Annotated in this window: 24 protein-coding genes and 1 pseudogene; 8 read left to right on the top strand and 17 right to left on the bottom strand. The window is 55.3% G+C overall.

Translation table 11 applies throughout. The features are described 5' to 3' along the window. Positions 1-609: 609 nt before the first annotated feature. Entirely contained in the window at positions 610-1065 is a 456-nt protein-coding gene (locus P8014_RS09355) for a helix-turn-helix domain-containing protein (RefSeq protein ID WP_337817047.1), read from the top strand. A gap of 183 nt (positions 1066-1248) precedes the next feature. Here P8014_RS09355 and P8014_RS09350 read toward each other — a convergent pair whose 3' ends face one another. After that, positions 1249-1548: a RepB family protein gene (locus P8014_RS09350; RefSeq protein ID WP_337817046.1), complete on the bottom strand. Its 300-nt coding sequence runs from the start codon at positions 1546-1548 to the stop codon at positions 1249-1251. A 124-nt stretch (positions 1549-1672) separates the two neighbouring features. On the opposite strand from P8014_RS09350, the gene P8014_RS09345 reads away from it, so the two are divergent. Then, entirely contained in the window at positions 1673-2026 is a 354-nt protein-coding gene (locus P8014_RS09345; protein WP_337817045.1) for a hypothetical protein, read from the top strand. A 134-nt stretch (positions 2027-2160) separates the two neighbouring features. Here P8014_RS09345 and P8014_RS09340 read toward each other — a convergent pair whose 3' ends face one another. From P8014_RS09340 to P8014_RS09305, 8 genes are all read right to left on the bottom strand, one after another. Then, the gene (locus tag P8014_RS09340) at positions 2161-2520 is read right to left on the bottom strand and encodes a hypothetical protein (protein WP_337817044.1); all 360 of its coding nucleotides are present in this window, start codon (positions 2518-2520) and stop codon (positions 2161-2163) included. A gap of 97 nt (positions 2521-2617) precedes the next feature. Continuing rightward, positions 2618-3694, bottom strand: a complete 1077-nt coding sequence (locus tag P8014_RS09335) for a zonular occludens toxin domain-containing protein (protein WP_337817043.1) — start codon at positions 3692-3694, stop codon at positions 2618-2620. Between the two features lies 1 nt (position 3695). Further along, complete coding sequence (locus P8014_RS09330; RefSeq protein ID WP_337817042.1) at positions 3696-3983, bottom strand: hypothetical protein; 288 nt, start codon at positions 3981-3983, stop codon at positions 3696-3698. A 9-nt stretch (positions 3984-3992) separates the two neighbouring features. Then, a complete protein-coding gene (locus tag P8014_RS09325) occupies positions 3993-5237 on the bottom strand; it encodes a hypothetical protein (RefSeq protein ID WP_337817041.1) in 1245 nt (414 codons plus the stop codon). Positions 5238-5542: 305 nt separating this feature from the next. After that, positions 5543-5677 carry a hypothetical protein gene (locus tag P8014_RS09320; RefSeq protein WP_337817040.1) on the bottom strand — a complete coding sequence of 45 codons (135 nt, stop codon included), beginning with the start codon at positions 5675-5677 and terminating at the stop codon, positions 5543-5545. Next, on the bottom strand, positions 5674-5916 hold the full coding sequence (locus P8014_RS09315) for a hypothetical protein (RefSeq protein ID WP_337817039.1): 243 nt from the start codon (positions 5914-5916) through the stop codon (positions 5674-5676). Before P8014_RS09315 ends, P8014_RS09320 begins: the two co-directional genes overlap by 4 nt. A 3-nt stretch (positions 5917-5919) precedes the next feature. Next, the gene (locus P8014_RS09310; RefSeq protein ID WP_337817038.1) at positions 5920-6189 is read right to left on the bottom strand and encodes a single-stranded DNA-binding protein; all 270 of its coding nucleotides are present in this window, start codon (positions 6187-6189) and stop codon (positions 5920-5922) included. A gap of 12 nt (positions 6190-6201) precedes the next feature. Further along, positions 6202-7239 carry a phage/plasmid replication protein, II/X family gene (locus P8014_RS09305; protein WP_337817037.1) on the bottom strand — a complete coding sequence of 346 codons (1038 nt, stop codon included), beginning with the start codon at positions 7237-7239 and terminating at the stop codon, positions 6202-6204. 298 nt (positions 7240-7537) lie between these two features. Between P8014_RS09305 and P8014_RS09300 the strand changes: the two genes are divergently transcribed. Further along, a complete protein-coding gene (locus P8014_RS09300) occupies positions 7538-7921 on the top strand; it encodes a helix-turn-helix domain-containing protein (protein WP_337817036.1) in 384 nt (127 codons plus the stop codon). Here the strand turns inward: P8014_RS09300 and P8014_RS09295 are convergent. From P8014_RS09295 to P8014_RS09265, 7 genes are all read right to left on the bottom strand, one after another. Continuing rightward, positions 7902-9116, bottom strand: coding sequence for a hypothetical protein (locus tag P8014_RS09295; protein WP_337817035.1), 1215 nt, complete (start codon positions 9114-9116; stop codon positions 7902-7904). The two genes, P8014_RS09300 and P8014_RS09295, sit on opposite strands and share 20 nt — an antisense overlap. Beyond that, positions 9113-9463, bottom strand: a complete 351-nt coding sequence (locus tag P8014_RS09290) for a hypothetical protein (protein ID WP_337817034.1) — start codon at positions 9461-9463, stop codon at positions 9113-9115. Before P8014_RS09290 ends, P8014_RS09295 begins: the two co-directional genes overlap by 4 nt. Positions 9464-9999: 536 nt before the next feature. Further along, complete coding sequence (locus P8014_RS09285; protein ID WP_337817033.1) at positions 10000-10509, bottom strand: hypothetical protein; 510 nt, start codon at positions 10507-10509, stop codon at positions 10000-10002. A gap of 316 nt (positions 10510-10825) precedes the next feature. Beyond that, positions 10826-11242: an NUDIX domain-containing protein gene (locus tag P8014_RS09280; RefSeq protein ID WP_337817032.1), complete on the bottom strand. Its 417-nt coding sequence runs from the start codon at positions 11240-11242 to the stop codon at positions 10826-10828. A gap of 426 nt (positions 11243-11668) precedes the next feature. Then, positions 11669-12919 (bottom strand): type II toxin-antitoxin system HipA family toxin, encoded by a 1251-nt coding sequence (locus P8014_RS09275; protein WP_337817031.1) that lies wholly within the window; start codon positions 12917-12919, stop codon positions 11669-11671. Continuing rightward, positions 12909-13244 carry a helix-turn-helix transcriptional regulator gene (locus tag P8014_RS09270; protein ID WP_337817030.1) on the bottom strand — a complete coding sequence of 112 codons (336 nt, stop codon included), beginning with the start codon at positions 13242-13244 and terminating at the stop codon, positions 12909-12911. The genes P8014_RS09275 and P8014_RS09270 overlap by 11 nt, the downstream gene beginning before the upstream one ends. 101 nt (positions 13245-13345) lie before the next feature. Continuing rightward, entirely contained in the window at positions 13346-13786 is a 441-nt protein-coding gene (locus tag P8014_RS09265) for a lysophospholipid acyltransferase family protein (protein WP_337817029.1), read from the bottom strand. A 247-nt stretch (positions 13787-14033) separates the two neighbouring features. On the opposite strand from P8014_RS09265, the pseudogene P8014_RS09260 reads away from it, so the two are divergent. Beyond that, positions 14034-14630, top strand: a pseudogene (locus P8014_RS09260) (plasmid pRiA4b ORF-3 family protein). Positions 14631-15497: 867 nt separating this feature from the next. On the opposite strand, the gene P8014_RS09255 reads toward P8014_RS09260, so the two are convergent. Then, on the bottom strand, positions 15498-15923 hold the full coding sequence (locus P8014_RS09255; protein WP_337817028.1) for a hypothetical protein: 426 nt from the start codon (positions 15921-15923) through the stop codon (positions 15498-15500). 120 nt (positions 15924-16043) lie between these two features. Between P8014_RS09255 and P8014_RS09250 the strand changes: the two genes are divergently transcribed. From P8014_RS09250 to P8014_RS09235, 4 genes are all read left to right on the top strand, one after another. Continuing rightward, positions 16044-17261, top strand: coding sequence for a ParB N-terminal domain-containing protein (locus P8014_RS09250; RefSeq protein WP_337817027.1), 1218 nt, complete (start codon positions 16044-16046; stop codon positions 17259-17261). Between the two features lie 32 nt (positions 17262-17293). Next, the gene (locus P8014_RS09245; protein ID WP_337817026.1) at positions 17294-17692 is read left to right on the top strand and encodes a hypothetical protein; all 399 of its coding nucleotides are present in this window, start codon (positions 17294-17296) and stop codon (positions 17690-17692) included. 70 nt (positions 17693-17762) lie between these two features. Beyond that, on the top strand, positions 17763-17960 hold the full coding sequence (locus P8014_RS09240) for a DUF4224 domain-containing protein (RefSeq protein ID WP_337817025.1): 198 nt from the start codon (positions 17763-17765) through the stop codon (positions 17958-17960). A 216-nt stretch (positions 17961-18176) separates the two neighbouring features. Further along, entirely contained in the window at positions 18177-18938 is a 762-nt protein-coding gene (locus P8014_RS09235) for a tyrosine-type recombinase/integrase (RefSeq protein ID WP_337817024.1), read from the top strand. Positions 18939-19239 lie beyond the last annotated feature (301 nt).

The following is a 19239-nucleotide window of genomic DNA, read 5'->3' as shown; positions in this document are numbered from 1 at the left end:
TCGAAGCCAATAGGCCGGCGTCAACGACGATGACGTCGTGGTTCGCGCCACCGTGGACGGATACGTGAGGGGCCAAACACCTCGCCGGCTGAATCAGCAATAAATCAGCGTGTCCCTAGGGGAATGCGCAGACATAAAGTGACTCAAAGACCGCCCGATAGACCAGTTTCTCTCACCCCAAAAACAATCAAGAACCTACTTGAGATGTTACTGCTTTATAAGAAATAGCATCCAATTTCGTATGCATGACCGAAGTCCGGATGAAAGGGAATCCGTATCGTGGGTTCGCATCGACAGTGCGCGATTTGTGTCGCATCTGCGGCCGCCAGCAAGCCGCTGTCGTTACAGATCGCGCTTTTGCCAGTTGCTGACCAGCAGCTGGCCGGGCAGCGGAGGCCAAGCCTGGTTCATAACTGGTGAGCGACAATTCTTGAAACAACTGAAGAGCCCCGTACTTCAGCTACATACATTATTTAACATAATATACATTATGCGAATTTAATGGTTTCGTTACTGCGTAATGCGCTGAGTGTTTCGTTACAGCGTAACTCCTTCCTGCCGGCATAGCCTTTGCCGCGCCCGTCTGATTCCACGGACGGAGACAAATTCATGACAGATGATCTTGGTCAGCTTCGCCGTGCAGCGAGGCTGACCCGACGTGATGCGTATGAGTTGTGCGGCGTGAGCGCCGCGACATGGCGACGTTGGGAAAATGGCCATACCCGCACACCACTGACAGTCATTCGGCTGCTACAAACGATCTCCGGCGATCTAAGCGCATTTGGTTGGTCTGGCTGGCGAATCAATCACGGCGAGCTGTACGCGCCGGAAATGCCCGCCTATCGCCGCGGGCTTGGTCCAGGCGATGTACGCGCCGGCTGGTGGCTGACCTGGATGAGTTCCTCGAGGAAGTACCGCACGGCAAAAGTCATGACCGCGGATGCCGCAAACAGTGACGCGTTACGCAGTAACATTCAAAGACTGGAGCGGCGCAACGGCGCAAAAGCGGTTTCGCAGGCGCGCGGTGAGGTTGGGCGTTGCGTCGACGATGAGGGCGCGGATTAGGTCATCGTTGCGAGGACGCCGAGGAATGGGGCGCGGTAGCACCTCATGCGCGAGGGGTCAAGGTTACGGCCGAGAAACGATAGATCGTCTGATCAGCGCCCTACTGCGGCCTTTCGCTGCCGCTCACAAAGCCAGGCTTTTTACGTTACGTGGTAACGCTGCGATCGAGGCGTTACGCAGTAACTATACAAGCTCACCTGATCGAGGCCGATCCGCCTGGAAGTACTCGCACCACTCAGAAGATTTCGGCTCCATCGAGTCGACGATAGCGTTATGTGCATCATTGATGAGTTTCTCAAGCATCGCTTTCTGAGACAAACCATGATGTCTAGCGAGTAGGCGTAAATCCATATCAGCACGACCATCGATAAACGTATTCAGACGACGTTGGCCATCAAGAATATCGAGCTTCTGACGAAGCCGGTACTGGTGCTGACGTTCGGCGTTAGTCATTGGCTTAGAGTTCTTAGCAGGTCTGGCCATGTCAGTAATCCTCTATTTCGTTACGCAGTAACTAAATTATAGCATCGTTACGTAGTAACGCAAGGATTATTTCGTTACGGCGTAGCGTTATAGTTATGTCAGCACACCTCCAAAAGGAATAACAATGAAAGTGAACAGAGTGGTCGAGATCACAATACTAGCCACAATATTGATCTGTATAAGTGGGAAAAGCTTAGGAGCTAACTCGCCAACAATGGAAGAATATAAATGGTTAGTCAGCATAAAAAATAAGATCGAAGAGAACGCAACAATAGCGGGTTTAAAGAAAGGAATAGTGTGTAGCGTAGAAGTAAAAACAGACAAACAAGGCTATATCAATGAAGTTTCATTTAAAGAATGCGGGAACGCTGAAACAAGAAAAGCATTTCTATTGGACCTCGCATTCAGCAATCCGCTAGGAATACCACCAACCAAAGATGATCAAACAATAAAATTCATATACAGAGCACCACAATAACTGAAATACCGCAGCTGAGCTGAAAGACAGGAAACAGGAAAAGCGCACCTGGCCACGGTTGATTCGCCTACGGCGATCACCGGAGCCAGGTGCGCAGCTAGGTGCCCTGCCCTACGAGCAAAAAGAAGGCAATTTCAAAGCGGCGCCGGGTTGCGAAAAAAGACTGGCAGCTGGAGCGGCTGGGTTAATTTCAAGCACACAGCGCGTTGCATGGTAGACGGGGTAAAGCGTACGTCCAGGCTGCATGACAACAGGAGCCCCCAGGCGATCAGCGCGATCGAAATCGTAGCGCCAAAGTACATGGTCGCAACCGAGCATATTAAACACAGGGCGGACGCGATGAGGCCAGACGAAAAGCAGGAAAGGAGCAACACTGCCTCGCAGACCAGCAGCGCGACGAGCAGCTGTATCAGCAACAGGAACCCTAAACTCTCGATCTCCCACCCAAATAGAGGCACGTGGTAGAGCATGGATGTTTTGTGTTGAGAAAGCATGCGCAGATACCTCATGTAGTGAATAGGCTGACATTGCGAGAAGCACAGTCAGCCAGAAAGAAACTAATAATCTGATCATGTCTAGCTCCTACCGGAATTATTTAGAGCGATTTACAGGAGCAATACCGAGCCCCCCCTGGTCTGGACCTGTCCAAATAGCAACAAGCTGCCCGTCGACTACGCATTGCACGTCGCCGGCCTCGGTGGTCTTGCAACGTTTCGGGGAGATACGGCGATAGTTCACACGGTTCTGAATGACGTAGACGTGTTGGCCGCGATAATGAATGCTGGCGACCAGCTGCCATGTCTTGGAAGGCGACGGCTTGTGCGGTTTCTTGGGCTTGGATTGAACAGCTTGAACCGGATGCATGTGTACAGGCGTCGAGGCCGGTACAGATCGCGCGACAGCAGGCGCTGCAGTAGCGGACACCTTGGGCGGGGATTTCTCCCAAGCGCGTGGAGAATGAAATAGATGGTAGGTCCACGAAATGCCAGAGATAAGCGCTAATAGAGCAAGCGGTGCGCCGAACATGACGAATCCTGAACGCCAGATTGATCCTCGACGATCCGTGCGACGTTCTTCGCCATGTTCTTCTGATTGGCTCTGGCTCTTGTAATACTGGTAAACCTCGGGCTTGTACTTGTTCGGGCCTATCTGCCGGATCATTTGCGATTTGGGCGGAGTCTGACCGGTAACGGCGCCGCGGTAGATCTCGACGCGGTAGCGGTTGGGCATGCCGGAGTCTTCGAGGTTGACTGAGAGCACGGTACGCTGTACGAGGTTGCGCACAAACGCGCAGAGCTGGTCATTGCCCTGGGTCATCATCACGATCTCGGTACCCCATTTGTCCTTAGAGCGGTGCCGGTGCATCGTGAAGAACAGCTTGTCTTCGTCGGGGATGTTGACGGCTTTGAGTCCGGCCGGCCAGAACTCCCATGATTCATCGATCAGATAGACGGCACCGGGTACCGGCTCCTTGATGAGGGCCTTCATTTCGTCGTTATCGACCTTGCGGATAACGGCCTTCTTGTTGAGCTGCTGAAGCTTGTCGGGGTAGATCGCGGCGTTGGTGATGATCTCCCTACCCTGCTTGACTGCAGGCAGGACAACGAACTCCATGGCGCCGTAGGTCTTGCCCGAGCCGTTCAGACCCACATAGGACGTGATAGCCACCCTAGCCCCCTATGAAAGGGATGCGACGCAAAATCCAGCGAAGCGAATACGCGCCAAGCACAACGCTGAGGCCATAACCCAGCTCAAAGGATGTGATGAAGTAGACGACGCCAGAAGAAAGGCCCGCGAAAGCGCCGGAGGCCTGAGCAAAAAACGAGGGCACGGGAAGTGCGTTGACGACGCCGGCCAGGGCATCGAGCAGGCCCTGGAAGATGCGCAGCGGTAGATTGCTGATGAACTGCCAGACCCATTGGGCGAAAGACGATAAAAGACCGCCGATATCAGGCATGGGAGTCTCCTAAGCGCTGAGAAAGATGATGACGGCGAGCAGTGACCAGACAATACGCATCGCGGTCTCGAGCGTGGGGGTTATCTGTTGCCAGAGCTGGCAATGAACGTCAGTGGTGACGGTGCCAAGCTGAAATGCAGAGAGATCTAGAGAAATCGTGGGGCAAGTACCACCAGAAGGTACCGATGCTGATATTCCATTAGCAGCTTGGGCAATTGGAGAGTTGGAAACTGACTGATAGAAATTGCTAAGCGTTTTGGAGTAACTATCAGGTGCGGGCTGCCCTGAATTGGGGGGTGTAAAGCCGCTTTGCTTGCTTTGGGTGGTTTCCTGAGTGGTGCAAGTCTGAGTGCCATTTGAGTCAGTAGTGCAAGTGGAACTACCAGAGCCATTAGAGGTAGAAGTGCCGCCACCGCCCTGACCATAATTGGTGGACTGATTAACGGTATTATTGTCGTAATAATTCTGATTATAGACAGGTGAGGACTGGGTGGGTTTGGCGTAATAACGCAAGTCTGGAGTGGCCGGTACTCCAACGTTTCCAGAATCAGGTGCAGGTGGAGATTGTGGATCGACGCCACCACAAACCACTTGACCGTTGTATTCGCCACAACCATTAGGCATGGCCGGAAAAGTGGTGTTGTTGATCACAGCACCACCATTACCATCAGATTTAACAGGAGGGGACGGTGTAGTAGATGGTACAGAACCTGGAGAATTCGTCGAAACAGATGAAGAACATGGTTGACCTGTACTTACGAGATCGGTAACAACAACATGATCAGGCTCATTCATTGCAATGCCTGACCAAGTGTAATCAGTGCCATTAAGACAAATATCTGGATTAGTTTGAGGGTTCCAATTTGAAGGCAACCATGCATAAGGCTGTTTCGTGCCAGCAGCATCGAGACAGGAATTAGAGGTTGGATCGAGGACAGAGCCAGTAGGGCATGTTGCTTGTGGGGCGCTGGTCGAAGTCGCTGGGTAGAAAGTAAATACAATGCTACCGCAGACACCATTTGATCCGGCACCCATATAGATGTAATTGTAATTGGAAGTGAAATGGGCAGCGCCGCAGCTATGCTCTCCTTGAGACTCTGCGAAGGAATCCATTTCGCCTGAAGAAGTAAAGTGGGTATGCAAAGTGGAATGACGCCAGTAGGAACCATCAGACACCGACCAGGAGGGCGTAGTGGCCGAAGCGACAAGGGGAAAGAGAAAGATTACAGCCGCGAGAAAGTGACGTAGGCGCATACAGCCCCCAGGACGAAAAAAGCGAAGTAGTAAAGTTCAATCACGTGGCCTAATCCTCACGCATACGTCGTTCGTTGTATTCCTCCCATTCGTCGAATTCTTCATCCGACATACACAACAACTCTTCATCCGTGTATTCACGGTCAGAGGCTGTTTAATAGGGGTCATAGTCGTGACCGGAAATGGCACTAAGGATGAGTTCGGCAGCACGTGTGCCAACATAAAAGGCCCCGATAGCGGCAAAAACCGCGAGTAAGGCAGTGATAGCCGTGGTAAAGGAAACTGACGAAACGAGCGAGGAATAATCAACTGACAAGCGAGCTGTAGTCGGTTCCGGTGGTCTGAGCGGAGGCGAGACCGGCCCAGGCGAACGGAACCAGGCCGGAAACCGGCGCAACGACCTTGCGACCAAAACGACGAAGAACGGAAAGATGCTTCATTTTTTTCCCCTTATGGAGTTAAGAACGGCGGCACCAGCGATGCCGACGATTGAGAACGTCCCGACTAGGACGAACCCCGCTCCGAACGCTTGAGCAATAACGGTCGGGTCGAGCTGGGAGAGGTTGAACGTGGTCAATAGCGTGGACACGTCAACCTGCGAAATGGTCCCGCCGCACTGCAGCGCACCGGTGGTGGCGTCTGCGGTCCATGCGACACTGCAGGCAGCGAGAAAGGACATGGCTTAGGCCGCCTGGGCCTTGGCAGCGGGCTTGAGGCGCGGAAAGATCGCCAGCCGGTTGTCGCGGTCGACGTAAATCGCGTCGGGCTCCAGTTCGTACATGCCGGCGGCATACGGCTGTTGCTGGTCGCGCAGGCTGATCTGGAAGCGCACCGGGTAGCGGTTGCCGTTGTGCAGATACGCGTTCTGCATGCGCATGTGGTACGGCTTCTGGGTGGAACGTGCGATGCCTTTACGTTCATCGATCGGTTCTTGCAGGATTTCGATTTTCATCGGTTGGCCCTCTCAGGCAGCTTGGAAAAGGTCGTCCCATGTGTTCACGGGAGTGGCTTCGAGAATGCGCCGCCGTAGCGGCACCACTTGGCCGGCTGAAATGTCAGCATCCGAGAGGCCGGCAGCTCTCAGAACTTGAAGGTTTCGGTACCAAGTGGGCTTGGAATGGAAAGCGCGAGCGCGTTCCCAGCCCTCTTTCTGGATAAGGAGCCAGCAACCAAATGCGGCACGTGCCCTGCCCTCGGTTTTAGCTACCTCATGCAGGCGCTGGTAAATCACGTTGTCGCTGGTCATTTCGGTGTCTCCAATCATGCGCAGGAAGTAGCGTTCCCACTCGGCGCGGAGGTCTTCAGGTGTGAGGCCGTACCAGTCGCGATTGTCTTGATCGACTCGGCGGAAATATTCGTTTTTGAGGCTGAGTTCGAGGCGCAGAAGGCGGTCGGCGGCGGTAACGTATTCGGGTTGATAGGGGCGGCCCTTTTCTTCCTTGTTGCAGTACGCGAGATGTGGGCCTTTGGCGTATGCCTTGCCGCTGCGAAGCGATGAACGGTGGGACCAATAGACGGTGTCGCCGGCCTGCTGGCTGACGCGGTAGCGGCCGCCCTCGCAGTTGCGAAGGATGGAAAGCGCGTCTTTGACTTCGGTCAGCGAACCCAGCAGGAGGTTCTGGGTAACGTCTATGCGGGTGACTTTCCACAGCGGCATCAACGCCGGGAGCTTGATAGGTAGCGCGGCGTTCACAAACTGAATCATGCGTTCGAGACAGCCGCGCAGGTCGAGGGCTGCAGAAGCGCCGGAGCCGAAGACGGCGTCGCCGTCGCCCATCACGCGTGCAGGCGAGCCCTGCAGATAGAAGTAATCTTCGTTAACGCGGTAGGCGAGCTGGTGAGAGTCGGATCGGACAGAGTCCCAGGCTTGGGACTGCCACACGATGTCCTGATTCTTGCGCGAGTAACGGACAATCAACTCGCCGTCAGCGGTCAAAAGCTTGTAAGCATCGGCGGGTAGATGCCGAAGTTCGAGGCGGGCAGAAACCCAGTCGATCAGCATGAGGGAGTCTCACTCATGAGACTAAGTGGGGGTGTTACAGACGCCCCCACTCCCCTGCGCTCGATTTCGACGTTGGCGCGAACGGCTCGGTAGAGGCGTCCGGAGGTGAGAGTGGCGTACCAAAGGTCGGCATACGCTGGACGCTTGGCCAGGACAGCGAAGCGCTGCGCTTCAATGACTGATCGGACAATTGGACCCATGGGACACCTATACGTGAAAACGTATAACTGCCTATACACGATTGCGTACAAGTGAGTCAATACACTATCGTGTATAACCCAACGCGGAGGGCTGCAAGATGAATGAAAAGGAACTAATCGAAAAAGCTATGAAATCAACTGGTTGCAGCCAGAACCAACTTGCTAAAAAGCTGGGCTTAAAGCAACCAAGCCTTAGCCAAATGAAAAACGGGAAAGGAACATATAGCGACGAAGTTTACGTCGCACTAGCAGAGCTAGCAGGCATCGACCCTGTTCAGGTGCTGATCGAAAGACACACGGCTAAAGCAGGCCCGAAGGCTCAAAAGGTCTGGCAGCGCATCGGCGCCGGCCTGAGTGCGGCGGCATTCGGAGCGCTCATTTTGAGCGGTGCCGGCGCAGGATTTTTACCGACAAAAACAGATGCTAATCAAACGATTAGCGCGAGTTCTTTAATTACCAAGACTATACATTATGCGAAGTGACATCACAGCAGCCCTCCGAATCAGGGCCGCTCTGAGGCCGGTTTTTGGTGGGGGCCTCTGTAACACCCCCACTTATGCTCATGGGTGAGCATTCGCCATGCTTTTTGCACCATTCCATGCTAGGGGCAAACGGTGCATTTTGGGCACCGTTTTCGCCCCCTGAGCACCCCTGGTTGATGCCTGTTTTTCGCATGGTCCGCTCGACGGTCTGAATCGCGATGCGCTCACTTTGAGCGGTCGGCGCGCAATTTGTCCACTTGACGGCGGCAAAAAGTCTGCTCGCGTCCTTCAACACCGCATCCCGCCGCCTTGGGGCGGCGGGATGCAAAACCGCTGTCGCCCTCATAACCGCACGAACACCGTGTGCGCGCACACGGCCCCCAGCACGAAAAACGTAAAGTAGTACATCTGCACCATCGTTGCCTCCTTGGCGCGCCTCCGGCGCCGTATACTGGTTCTGGGAAAGGGTCTTGCTGCACTGCTCGAACCCCGCGGGCACGCTGGTGCCTGCGGGCGTGAACCGCCAACCGTTACGCCGTAACGAGCCCGGCACCTGGTGGCTGATCGGCGCACCGGCGTTCGTTCCGGGCGTCTCCTTGACCCCCTCGGCACGCGGCGGCACAGCCGCCACGACCTCGGCGGCTTGCGAACCCCGGCCGTGACCGCGTTTACCGCCGCCAACGCCCCACAGGCGCTCTGTGCGCGCCTGGACGACCATTGGGCCGTAGCCCCGCTCAGAGGCTCGTAGAAGCCGCTGGACGCGCCGCAGGCGTCCCGACGCCACCCCCGGCGCGTCCAGGCGCATGCACTCGAAGAACTCCTCGGCCCGCAGGTTGATGTCCACCGCGTCGCCGCTTACCAGCCCCTTCCAGTCGTCCTCGAACGGCGACTCGAATGCCTGGCCCCGTAGCACGCTGACCCACCAGCCGCTGTTGCTGCCGTCGTTCGTGCCCGTGTACACCAGGCACTTGACGATGCCCCACATGCCGACCGGCCAGTACTCGTGCACCTGGTGATTGCAGCAATCCTGCCCGCCCATCGCCTCTGAGTAGGTCTGACCCATCCAGGTCTGCTCTAGTGACCTCTCGACCTGCACGTCCTTGCCGACCAAGTGCTTGAGCCGTTCGAAGCTGTAATCGCCGGTGTGGATGCCCAGGCGGCGCAGCACGGTGACCTTGCCTATGTCGTCGCTCATGGCTTCACCTCCGCGAGCTGACGGCCACGCTGCACGTTCTGCACGCCCGCGATGAGCTTGCGTAGCCCGTCCTCGAGCTGGTCGCCCTGCTTGGCTTCGTCGTAGGTCAGGTGATCGGTGTACGTGATGGCCAGCAGCATGCCGATCAGGTCGAGCTTGCCGAGGAACTTCAGGTGATTGCCCAGGCGTTCGTCTACGCCCACGATGTCCGAGGGCTTGAATGCATGGATCATGGTTCGCCCCCGGCTCGACTGTTGCAGGATCTGCAAGCTGCGGATCTGGCCTGCCGTGAACGAGGCGTTCTCCGGCGACCAGAGCTTGCCCTCATGGAAGCGCCAGCCGGCCAAGACAATCGGTAAATCGTGCAACCAGTGAATTGAACCCGCCTCGATAGGAATGGCTATGCGTCGGAAGCACTCACTAGAACGCAAATGGATTGTTAGCAGCAGATGGGACACAAACGGCATTGGTTATCGCTGATCTCGGAGATGGTAGCCAGCGAGGTGTTCCGTGGAAATGCTGACTACGCCTTCAATCCAGGTGCCCATAACAGAACCTAGTCATCCGGGGACGCGAGCACCTCAGTTGCAGAAGCGTTCAGAAGCCAATAGGCCGGCGTCAACGACGATGACGTCGTGGTTCGCGCCACCGTGGACGGATACGTGAGGGGCCAAACACCTCGCCGGCTGAATCAGCAATAAATCAGCGTGTCCCTAAGGCTGGGGCGAAAATCGACCCGAAGGACTTCTATCCGCCATTGAAGCAGCACAAGGGCAAATCCCGTGATCTGCCGATGGTGACTCCTTCCCTTCGCGCCGCACTCAACGAGTATCTGGGGCTGCGGATATCGAAAGCGTTATTCTGTTGCGGATCAATGCTTAAATTAAGTACTCAGAAGCATTGCCGACACATCATCTGAAACTTTAATACGTATCGTTCTATCACAGTGTATATCTAAGGATTCATGTTTTCTAAGAAGCGTTGTGTTATTTGTCAGTCCCTCAAATAATTGCCACGGCTCCAAAAGACCGAATGTATCTATCAACCTCCAATATCCGTCAGACATTAAAAGAATTGATTCAACAGAACTTTTCTCGATCATCTTTCGTTCTAAACGACCAAACATGCTAACGCATGGTGAAATTACGTCATACCCTGGCATCTCATTAGCTTGCATACGGTTTTTTTCAATCGACGGCCAAATTCTCTTTACTGCCTGATCATGAGTAAGTGAGATGCTATTTTTTAATCTATTGAGCTCTGCCAGCACTTTTTGATCAAGCAAGGCGATTTGATTCCAACCAAATTTTTCAATCTCGCCGCTTTTATATTTAATTAAAGATACACTGTCACCGATATTTAACAACTCATAAAATGACTCGTGTTCTTGCAACGCAATCAGACAGGCTATTGGAACTAGCGCTCTATCTATTTATTTTACATTGAGCTGCATTACCGCCGAATATTCATCGCATAATTTTTCTCTACAGTATTCGAGCCTATGCGTAAAAGTGGGGAATTCACGCTTAAGAGATCTAACGAACTCTGACGCAAACTGCCTTACCAACCACACAGCTGAATTTGGAAACCCCCTGAATTCAAGATTATTTTTTGGCCCTGCACCATCCATCAGTATGTGGAATGGCGCTTCGGACACAAACCAATCTGCATTTTCAGGAACTGGAGGATCCAGAACGGAATCCACAAGACTAAGTGAATTCATGGCTTTGCCTCTGTAGCGCTAATGCGATTGAGTTTTTATATTCATCTGGCATCTTCAATACGGCAATATCTTCGGGCCGAAACAATCTCAATTCTTTATGCTCATGACTTACTTTTGGATTGAATTCAATGTCAACCACTTCAACTCGATATGTGATAACTGCGACATGCACATTATTCACATGATAAATCCAGTTATTAAGCGGCTCCATTACTTCAACAGAAACCCCTAGTTCTTCTATCACTTCACGTCTTAAGGTCTCCTCGAACGCTTCGCCAAGCTCTAACTTTCCGCCCGGTAATTCCCATTCATCTCGCTCATTCTTCAGCAAAGGGATCATTCCATCGTTAATTAATACTCCCTTTACAGATATCGGAAAATGGGCTGCATTTTGATCGGTCATATCTAATCCTATAGTTGAAAACCATCAAATGGTCCGAAAAGCTCCTCGCGTGCATGTATCAGTGCGCGCGCTACCACCCTATTCTCTTTTATGATAGTTCTACCATGTAGCCATCGGTTATTTTGTTCAGTCGAATAACAGTTCTCAAGACATCCAATGCTTCTGTAATTGCATTTAAAGTGTCTATGGATGATATCCTAATGTATGCCAGCTCATCGAACCTTGCCTTCAAGGACACCAACCCTGATTCTAATCTTTAAACAGAGGAACTTTTACTATTGAGTTATCAAAACGATGACAGATAAGATTTTCATTAAACAAATCATTCGCAAGGTCTGGAAAATTTTTCTCAATATATCGCAGCACCTTAAGCCCGTCGACAAAAATCGAATCGCCACCGCTGTTGGCCGAAGATACTGTAGTCAGTCATAAAGCCTTAGCCTCTGAGGCAGCCTCATGCTCGAACGCACTCGACATCCTATCGATCTGGCCATTACTCGCTCCGAGCGCCCGCGCCACTACCCGCCATCCTTCCGTAGCGGCGGCAACCTCCCGAATGATGCGCTTGGCTTCGGGCATCATCAGGTTGAAGTACTCGGCAACCGACAGCACCAGGTCGAGGTCGCAGGCCGCTTCGTCGAGACTGATGCTGGTGGTGAGGATGTGCTGGCGAACGTCGCTCGGGGTGGGGTTCAAGTCGTAGGCTGGAGATAGGGTCCAACCACCGCGCCCCGTCCACAGGAAGCCATGGTTGCGCAGATGGTCGTCCACGTTCGAGATCAGAACATTGAACACCATGCGCCGATAGAGTTCGCGCGCATCGGCCTGCGCCTGTGCGCCGTGTCGCGTAAGCACGTCGACCAGTTCGGGATAGCTGCCGCGCTCGCCGTCCCGAAGTTCCAGCATGGAGAGCGCCGACAGAAACGGTATCCGGGTGTCGCCGGCGCGATCAAACCGGCGCGATAGCAATACGGGCTTGCCGGCAACCCGAATCAGTTCGCTCGCAGCCGTACGAATACCCGCCCGTTGCGCGAGCTGCAGCGCCACCGATTCCCAGAGCTCCATGCTGTAGTCGTCGGTTTCCTTCGGGAACTTGGCGATGGACAGACGTCCCTGTTGATCCAGCACGGAGGCCTTGGGTCTGGCGCCACCGAGCGAAGAGCCCGGCGCAAAGATCATCTGCAGATCCTCGTCCGTCTCCTCGTCCCGCAAAATTCGTTCGGTCACCTGAAGCAGGCGGCCCAATTCGATCATGCCGGGCACACCGTCCGCTACCGGTGCCAGAAAGGTTTGATCTCCGACCACGCGAAAACGTAGGGCGCCGAGACGCGAAACATCCGACACGCCGAGAAGGTAATCGAGTTCTAGGAGCGTACGCACTGTGCGCGCCTCATGCTGTGCAGCACGGCGCTCCGCACGCTGCATCAACCGCCGCCCCCAGGTGTCCGGCGCAGAATCGCCGACCGCCTCGAAGATCGACATGCCTGCTGCTGGCGTGAACGCTCCACGAGCAAGCGTGAGCGCAGGTTCCAGAGAAAAACGATCCCCATCCTCGAGCCAATCAGGGTGATATTCGAAGCTCAGGGCCTCACGATCTCGCCGTGCATGGCGATGCAAGGTACCGACCCGTTTCAAGCCCGCCTGAAAATCAACATGAACCTCGATGTCACTTGCCATGCTTAGCGCCTTGGGATCGGGGGATACGCGCGCGTTTGGGTAGTTTCTCTGCACCAAGCGCCAAGCCAACCTCGTCTTTGGAAGGTTCCGCCAGTTGCCCGAGTCCGTCGAGTAGCCCCAGCGCCTGAAGAACAGCCGCATAGATGCCGATGCCGACGCGATAGTCGCCGTTTTCTATCCGCCGTAGCGTCGGCCTGCTGGTGAAAGCGCGTTCAGCGACGACCTCAGCCGGCAGGCCACGGCGCAACCGTGCTTCACGGATATCGAATCCCAGCTTGCGCAACGCACGCCGTACGGCCAGCGAAGGGACATGGGGAGTCGCCATAATGGAATCTTCATGTTTCGTTAACTGCAAATAAAGTAATACGAAGATTCCACTAAATCAAATATAAACTACAGTCTGCTGTGAAACTCTCCCGGTCTGATCTAACCCAGAAGATCTGACTCGATCCGATACGGCCAACGATATTTCCCGAATCCAATGGTACTGATGTGCAACCGATGCACCGGCGCCGAGGTGCAGCCAGCCAACCAATCGACGCCGGGATACGATTGCCCCGTACCGATTCCGCCTTCCGGAAACAGGCACACCCAACCGCCCTCTTCCAAACGTCGCGCCAATGTCCGGAGGCCCTGCGCCGATCCCGGCATCATCGGAACCATCTCACATCCGGTACCGATTAGCCTGGCGTAGCCCAGCAGCACCTTGCTCCATACGGGGTGACGCGCGTACGCCGAATCGACGCTAAACAGTATCGGCCACGGCGTCAGCCAGGCCAGCGCCGGCCCGTCGAGTAGGCTTGTGTGGTTGGCGACGATAATGTTTGGCTGCTCGTGCATAGGCCAGAGCGATCTGTCTCTGCGCATTAATTGTCTCCGAGGGCGGGGCGAAGACAATCCGCTGCCAGGGAAACCGTCCAATGCCATGTCCTGGGAGGCACCCTACTTCGCATTGGTATGCCCTATATGAATGCACATTCGGTAGCGCCGGGCTTCCGGTGCGTGACCAGCTTTTCGCACAAGGCTCGGCAGACTGGTTCCCTCACACACGTCATCGGCTAGCATCCGATCAACCAGATCTGAGGAGTTGCTACCATGGGATCCCCGTTATCCAATGAGGAAGAACCGTCACATGGTGACCACCGCACACCCGATCCGTCCTGGCGAGAGATTGCAGCTGAAGCTGGAACTACAGGACGTACAGCCAACGATCTGGCGACGGCTCGCGGTACCGCGTTCTGCGAAACTGCTGCAGTTGCATCGCATCATCCAGATCACTATGGGATGGGAAGATCGCCACCAGCACGAGTTCGACTTCGCCGGCAGGCGCTACGGCACGCCGGATCCGGAATAGCCACAGGACGGTCTCGTCTCGGAAAAGAACGTCACCCTGCACACGGCTTTGGGTCGATCAAAATCCTTCACCTACGTCTATGACTTCGGGGATGACTGGCGGCACCTGATAACCGTGGAAGAAATCTTGCCCATCGGCGCCACTCCCCCAAAAACCGAATGTTTCGCGGCCGAAAATGCCTGCCCGCTGGAAGACATTGGAGGACTACCGGGTTATATGAACTACCTAGAGGCTATCCTTGATCCGACATACCCCGAGCATCGAGCTATGCGCGACTGGGGTGGTGGCAAGAGCTTTGACCCGCGCTTCGTCGATATCGACGCCATCAACCGGAAACTGGCACGTTTCCGCTTTTGAACGTAAAGTAGGAATCCGAATTCAGCTGTGTCTAGCCGATTTAATGGCGTGGAATCAATCCATTACAATCAACACACCGCACATGGTTTGCCTGAAGCAATCATTGACCAAAAGTGGCAGTTGGGCAGAAATCGACTCACTCCGGTCCGTTGAAGGCTTCCATTCGATAATCGGCTATATCGCATATTGCGGACACCGGGAACTGAAAATAACGCTGAAGTGCCGAGGGCACCGATGGCGATCCGACCGCATGATTCTTACCCCATCGACTACTCGTATCATCTCAATCCTGGGCGAGCGAAGTAATTGGATGCGACACTGAGGACCAAGTTGTGATTGCGCTGATGGATGGCAGTGGCATTCTGGGATGTCAGTACGGCCTAACAGTAACTATAGAGACCCATGAAGATAGACATTAAAAAACTGATTTTTCATAACTTTATCATTGCTCTGTCTCTATATGCATGTATGAAAACGGGGACGCGAAGCTGACACCCATCCAGAGTTAGGCTAACGACTGGTCCCCGCCGCACTCCTTCCGTCTATCGGACTGATATGGAAGGAGCATGAACGGCCGGATGTGGCCGGTGGCCTCTCGCAATCAAGTCGCCTGCGCTCTGGGCCGGTTGGTCAGCACCAGCGCACTGGTCAGTGGTTACCGGAACGATGGTCAGTAAATAACGGAATCCGCAAACAGCTTTGTAGTGTCTGGACATTCAGTAGCGGATTCATACGCTTCCAGTGATCGCGCCTCAACTATAGCCGTGGGAAGAGTGTCAACTAGGATCGATCAACAGCTTGAGTAATTCGTCGATCGTGCTCTCGCGAGTTCGCGCCACCTCCAACTTTTCACGGGTAAAGCTAGCCTCATAGGCTTGGCGAAACGTCGGTATGGGTAATTACTAATGAGAGTGCCTTTCTCGACATTTCCAACGGCATAAACGGCGAGTCGCGACATTCCGTTATCACTTGCTCGGGCAATACGGGAATATGAATAAAGCCAGCCTTGTAGGGCACACCATTTTGCTCTGAGAAATGCAGGCTTGAGAACAGAATGTGATTGCACGTGTGTTGCCCACAATTGAAGGAATAACAAGCAGGAATGCCTGCCCGTTCCAGCACCAATTTCAAATCGTCTATGCCCGGTAGGGTGGACCAGTACGCAACGGGCCTTTTCGGATCGATGATCTCCCGCCTAAAGGAGTTTGTTGCAATCTTTTCGATGGTGATTTTGTTGTACGGTGGCGCCTGACCGGTGTGGACGCACAGGTCCGGTCTGTAACGCTCCAACAAATTGCTTAGCTGCGACTCCAATGTCTGATGCTCGGTTTCACTTGTGATCCGCCCCGGCTCTTGGGAAGGCGCTGGGATGCGCCATGTCCTGACCTCTCACGGATATTGACGGGGTTGAGAATGAGCGCCGCCGCTCCCGTCGATCCGCTGGCCAATGCCCTGGTCGATTCGGGGCTGGTTCCCTCGGAACTGCTCGACGCCTACCTGCAGGCGCCAGCCGAGGTACGCCGGCGCTGCTTCGACAGCGGACAGACCGTCACCGCAGGCGCCCTGCTCGAAGTCCATCCTTTGGCCGATCTGTTCCCAGCCATGACCAGGGAGCAGTATGAAGCGTTGCGCGACGACATTGCCGCCAACGGGGTACAGGAGCCGATCTGGCTCTATCAAGGTCGAATAATCGACGGCAAACACCGCCAGCGGGCATGCATCGAGCTGGGCATCGATCCGCCCCGCCGCAAATACACGGGCAAGGATCCTCTGGCCTTCGTCGTAGCGAGGAACCTGCGCCGGCGGCACCTGACCGAATCGCAGCGGGCGATGGTCGCGGCAAGCATCGCCAACATGCGCCAGGGCGAACGGACGGATCTGCTGGACATGAAACCTTCGGCAAATTTGCCGAAGGTTGAAAAAGTCTCCCAGCAACAGGCTGCAGGACTGCTGAACGTCAGCGAGCGTTCCTTGCGCAATGCCCGCAAGGTCCGAGAACTAGGTTCCCCTTCCCTCGCCGAAGCCGTCGAACGCGGCGATCTGGCCGTATCAGCCGCGGCAAGCATCGCGCAGGCCGTTCCGCAGGACGTCCAATCCAGGATTGTCGAAGAGGGCCTGGGAAAAGAGGCTGCGAGATATATCCGCACGCATGCCAGCGAACTCGCGGAGGATGCCGGGGCAGCAGGCGCCGTCTTCGAGCTGATCCGTCAAAGCTCGATCGAGCAGACCGCACCTGACCAGCCAAGTCTCAGCTGCCACAACTCACCAACAACCGATTGGATCGAAGTATCGGACCGCCTGCCAGATGTTGGCGTCGAAACCCTTGTCTTTCTTCCCGGAACCTCTGACGACGATTGCGACTTTGCTCGTTTCGAAGGTCCAGGCTGTCGGGACTGGATACTGCGCCGCAGCTCCACGCGCGTAACCCCCAGCCACTGGATGCCGAAACCGCCGCCCCCCCACCGGGAGGCGCCATGTTCAGTGACGATTGCCAGGACCGGAATACCGCCGCGGCGCAGCTCTACGCCCAACTCGACGAAAGCGAGCTGGCGTCCGTCGCCCGCAAGTCGATCCTCGCGCTCGACGACATCAAGCAGGAAGCCAGACTCATCTGCTGGTCGATCGGCTTAGGGCAAAGCGACTTCGATCCAAGTCAAGGCAGCGTGCGCCAGTACGTCATGGGCCGACTGTGGGGCCTGAGCAAGCGCTACGCGCCCGGCATATCGCTCGACGACAACGATGGCGGCGATACCGGGCTGGTTACGTTGTACTGGCTGGAAGCCGGCGGACATGCAGCGACGCAGGACCGTGCTGGTCACCTGGCCTGCCCGCTCGAACAGCTTCTTGGCGAAGAGGAAGAACTCGAAGCCGAAGCGCTCCGCTGCGAGCGCGTGACCCGGCTCCTCTCGTCCCTGCCCCCGGCCGAGCGCACCTGGGCGCGGCTAGTCCTATCGGGAGCGCCGTCGTCGCGCATCTCCGAAATGCTCGGTTTCACCCAACGCGGCGGCCGATACCGGCTGCAGCGCCTGATGCAGAGGATTGAAGAGGTTCAGAGCCAATGAAGTGCTGCACAGCCGTATGGATCCATGGAATGCCTCGCCAGTCGGGTAAGACGAACGCTGTGGCGGACCGATGTTCCTGACCGCGGACGAAATCGTCGAACTGACCGGCAAAGTGAAGCCGAGCGCCCAGGCCCGCATGCTGGGACGCCTGGGAGTCGCCTTCAAACTCCGGCCGGGGCGCGTACTGGTGCTCAAATCCGAGGTCGAGCGCGCTTTGTCGAGCGGTCAGGAGCAAAAATCTGGCATCAGGTGGGACAAGGTGCTATGACGCCATGATGGGACGCCGCCGCCAAACGAACAAAGGGCTGCCGCCACGGATGTATCTGCGCGGACGCACCTACTACCATGCCGCCTACCTGGGCGGAAAAAAGTATGGACACGCCTGTCCACGGATTACGCGATAGCGCTGGCGAAGTGGGCGCAGATCGAAGGAAACACCTCTGCCGGCACGCTGTCCGAGGCCATCATCCGATACCACGCCGACGTGCTACCTACCCTCGCCGCAGGCTCACAGCCCGAATACAAGCGCATCCTGGACAAACTGGACGATGTCTTTGGCGCCGCGCCCATCGGATCGGTAAAACGCACGGACATCGCGGCCTATCTGGACAAGCGAACGGCGAAGGTCGCCGCGAACCGCGAAATAGCGGTTCTATCGTCCGTCTTCGCCTGCGCGATCCGGTGGGGACTGGTCGAGGCGAACCCTTGTCTGGGCGTGCGCAAAAACAAGGAACGCAGCCGCAAACGCCATCTCGAAGATTGGGAGATCCAGGCACTTTGGTGCGTAGCAGACGATCAGTGGAAGCTCATCATCGAACTCGCCCTCACGACCGGCCTGCGGCGCGGCGACCTGATGAACCTGACCAAAGACGACGCCACGGACGGACTGCATGTAACGACCAGCAAGACGGGATCCCGCATCGAATTCGAAGCAACACCCTACCTGTCGGCCCTGCTGGCCAAGATCAAACTGCTGCGCCGGCGTGTCAAGGAACCCAAACTGTTCTGCACCCGCAACGGGTATCCGTACAGCGTAAGCGGCTGGAACAGCGCCTGGCGGCGGATCGTCGACAAGTCTAAGGTCGAGGACGCACATTTTCACGACCTGCGGGCTCGCGCGCTGACCGACGCGAAAAACGCTCAGGGACGGGATTATGCACAAGCGATGGCCGGCCATGCAGACGGCAGCATGACCGAAACATACATACGTGGAAGGGAGTTTACGAAGGTCCGACCGCTGAAATAGTAGCAAGCTTGCTACTAAAAGCACTTAGCCGACCAGCTGAGGATCGGCTAAGTGCTTGATGCAATTGGTCGGGGCGAGAGGATTTGAACCTCCTACCACCTGAACCCCATTCTAGTGAAATTACATTTCAGGCAATCTCACTTGGCCTCAATAGAAACCTCAACTCATTGTTTTTCAATGACTAGCCTTTTCTAAGCGTCTCATCTAGAATCAACACAGCGCAAGCTGATGGGTTACGTATCGGGTTACGTGGAACAACACGTAACCCATCACCAGGTGATGAGCGACCTGCTGCGCCGTG

This window comes from Acidihalobacter sp. (assembly GCF_037381185.1).
Classification (GTDB): Bacteria; Pseudomonadota; Gammaproteobacteria; order DSM-5130; family Acidihalobacteraceae; genus Acidihalobacter_A.
This window is presented reverse-complemented; position numbering and strand designations above follow the sequence as displayed.

Bases quoted from the DNA above. Each gene is read 5' to 3' on its own strand.
- P8014_RS09320 (WP_337817040.1), bottom strand. From the start codon at position 5,677: ATGAAGCATCTTTCCGTTCTTCGTCGTTTTGGTCGCAAGGTCGTTGCG.
- P8014_RS09295 (WP_337817035.1), bottom strand. From the start codon at position 9,116: ATGAGCGACGACATAGGCAAGGTCACCGTGCTGCGCCGCCTGGGCATC.
- P8014_RS09330 (WP_337817042.1), bottom strand. From the start codon at position 3,983: ATGCCTGATATCGGCGGTCTTTTATCGTCTTTCGCCCAATGGGTCTGG.
- P8014_RS09280 (WP_337817032.1), bottom strand. From the start codon at position 11,242: ATGACCGATCAAAATGCAGCCCATTTTCCGATATCTGTAAAGGGAGTA.
- P8014_RS09305 (WP_337817037.1), bottom strand. From the start codon at position 7,239: ATGCTGATCGACTGGGTTTCTGCCCGCCTCGAACTTCGGCATCTACCC.
- P8014_RS09325 (WP_337817041.1), bottom strand. From the start codon at position 5,237: ATGCGCCTACGTCACTTTCTCGCGGCTGTAATCTTTCTCTTTCCCCTT.
- P8014_RS09340 (WP_337817044.1), bottom strand. From the start codon at position 2,520: ATGCTTTCTCAACACAAAACATCCATGCTCTACCACGTGCCTCTATTT.
- P8014_RS09355 (WP_337817047.1), top strand. From the start codon at position 610: ATGACAGATGATCTTGGTCAGCTTCGCCGTGCAGCGAGGCTGACCCGA.
- P8014_RS09345 (WP_337817045.1), top strand. From the start codon at position 1,673: ATGAAAGTGAACAGAGTGGTCGAGATCACAATACTAGCCACAATATTG.
- P8014_RS09350 (WP_337817046.1), bottom strand. From the start codon at position 1,548: ATGGCCAGACCTGCTAAGAACTCTAAGCCAATGACTAACGCCGAACGT.
- P8014_RS09250 (WP_337817027.1), top strand. From the start codon at position 16,044: ATGAGCGCCGCCGCTCCCGTCGATCCGCTGGCCAATGCCCTGGTCGAT.
- P8014_RS09240 (WP_337817025.1), top strand. From the start codon at position 17,763: ATGTTCCTGACCGCGGACGAAATCGTCGAACTGACCGGCAAAGTGAAG.
- P8014_RS09275 (WP_337817031.1), bottom strand. From the start codon at position 12,919: ATGGCAAGTGACATCGAGGTTCATGTTGATTTTCAGGCGGGCTTGAAA.
- P8014_RS09300 (WP_337817036.1), top strand. From the start codon at position 7,538: ATGAATGAAAAGGAACTAATCGAAAAAGCTATGAAATCAACTGGTTGC.
- P8014_RS09310 (WP_337817038.1), bottom strand. From the start codon at position 6,189: ATGAAAATCGAAATCCTGCAAGAACCGATCGATGAACGTAAAGGCATC.
- P8014_RS09265 (WP_337817029.1), bottom strand. From the start codon at position 13,786: ATGCGCAGAGACAGATCGCTCTGGCCTATGCACGAGCAGCCAAACATT.
- P8014_RS09315 (WP_337817039.1), bottom strand. From the start codon at position 5,916: ATGTCCTTTCTCGCTGCCTGCAGTGTCGCATGGACCGCAGACGCCACC.
- P8014_RS09270 (WP_337817030.1), bottom strand. From the start codon at position 13,244: ATGGCGACTCCCCATGTCCCTTCGCTGGCCGTACGGCGTGCGTTGCGC.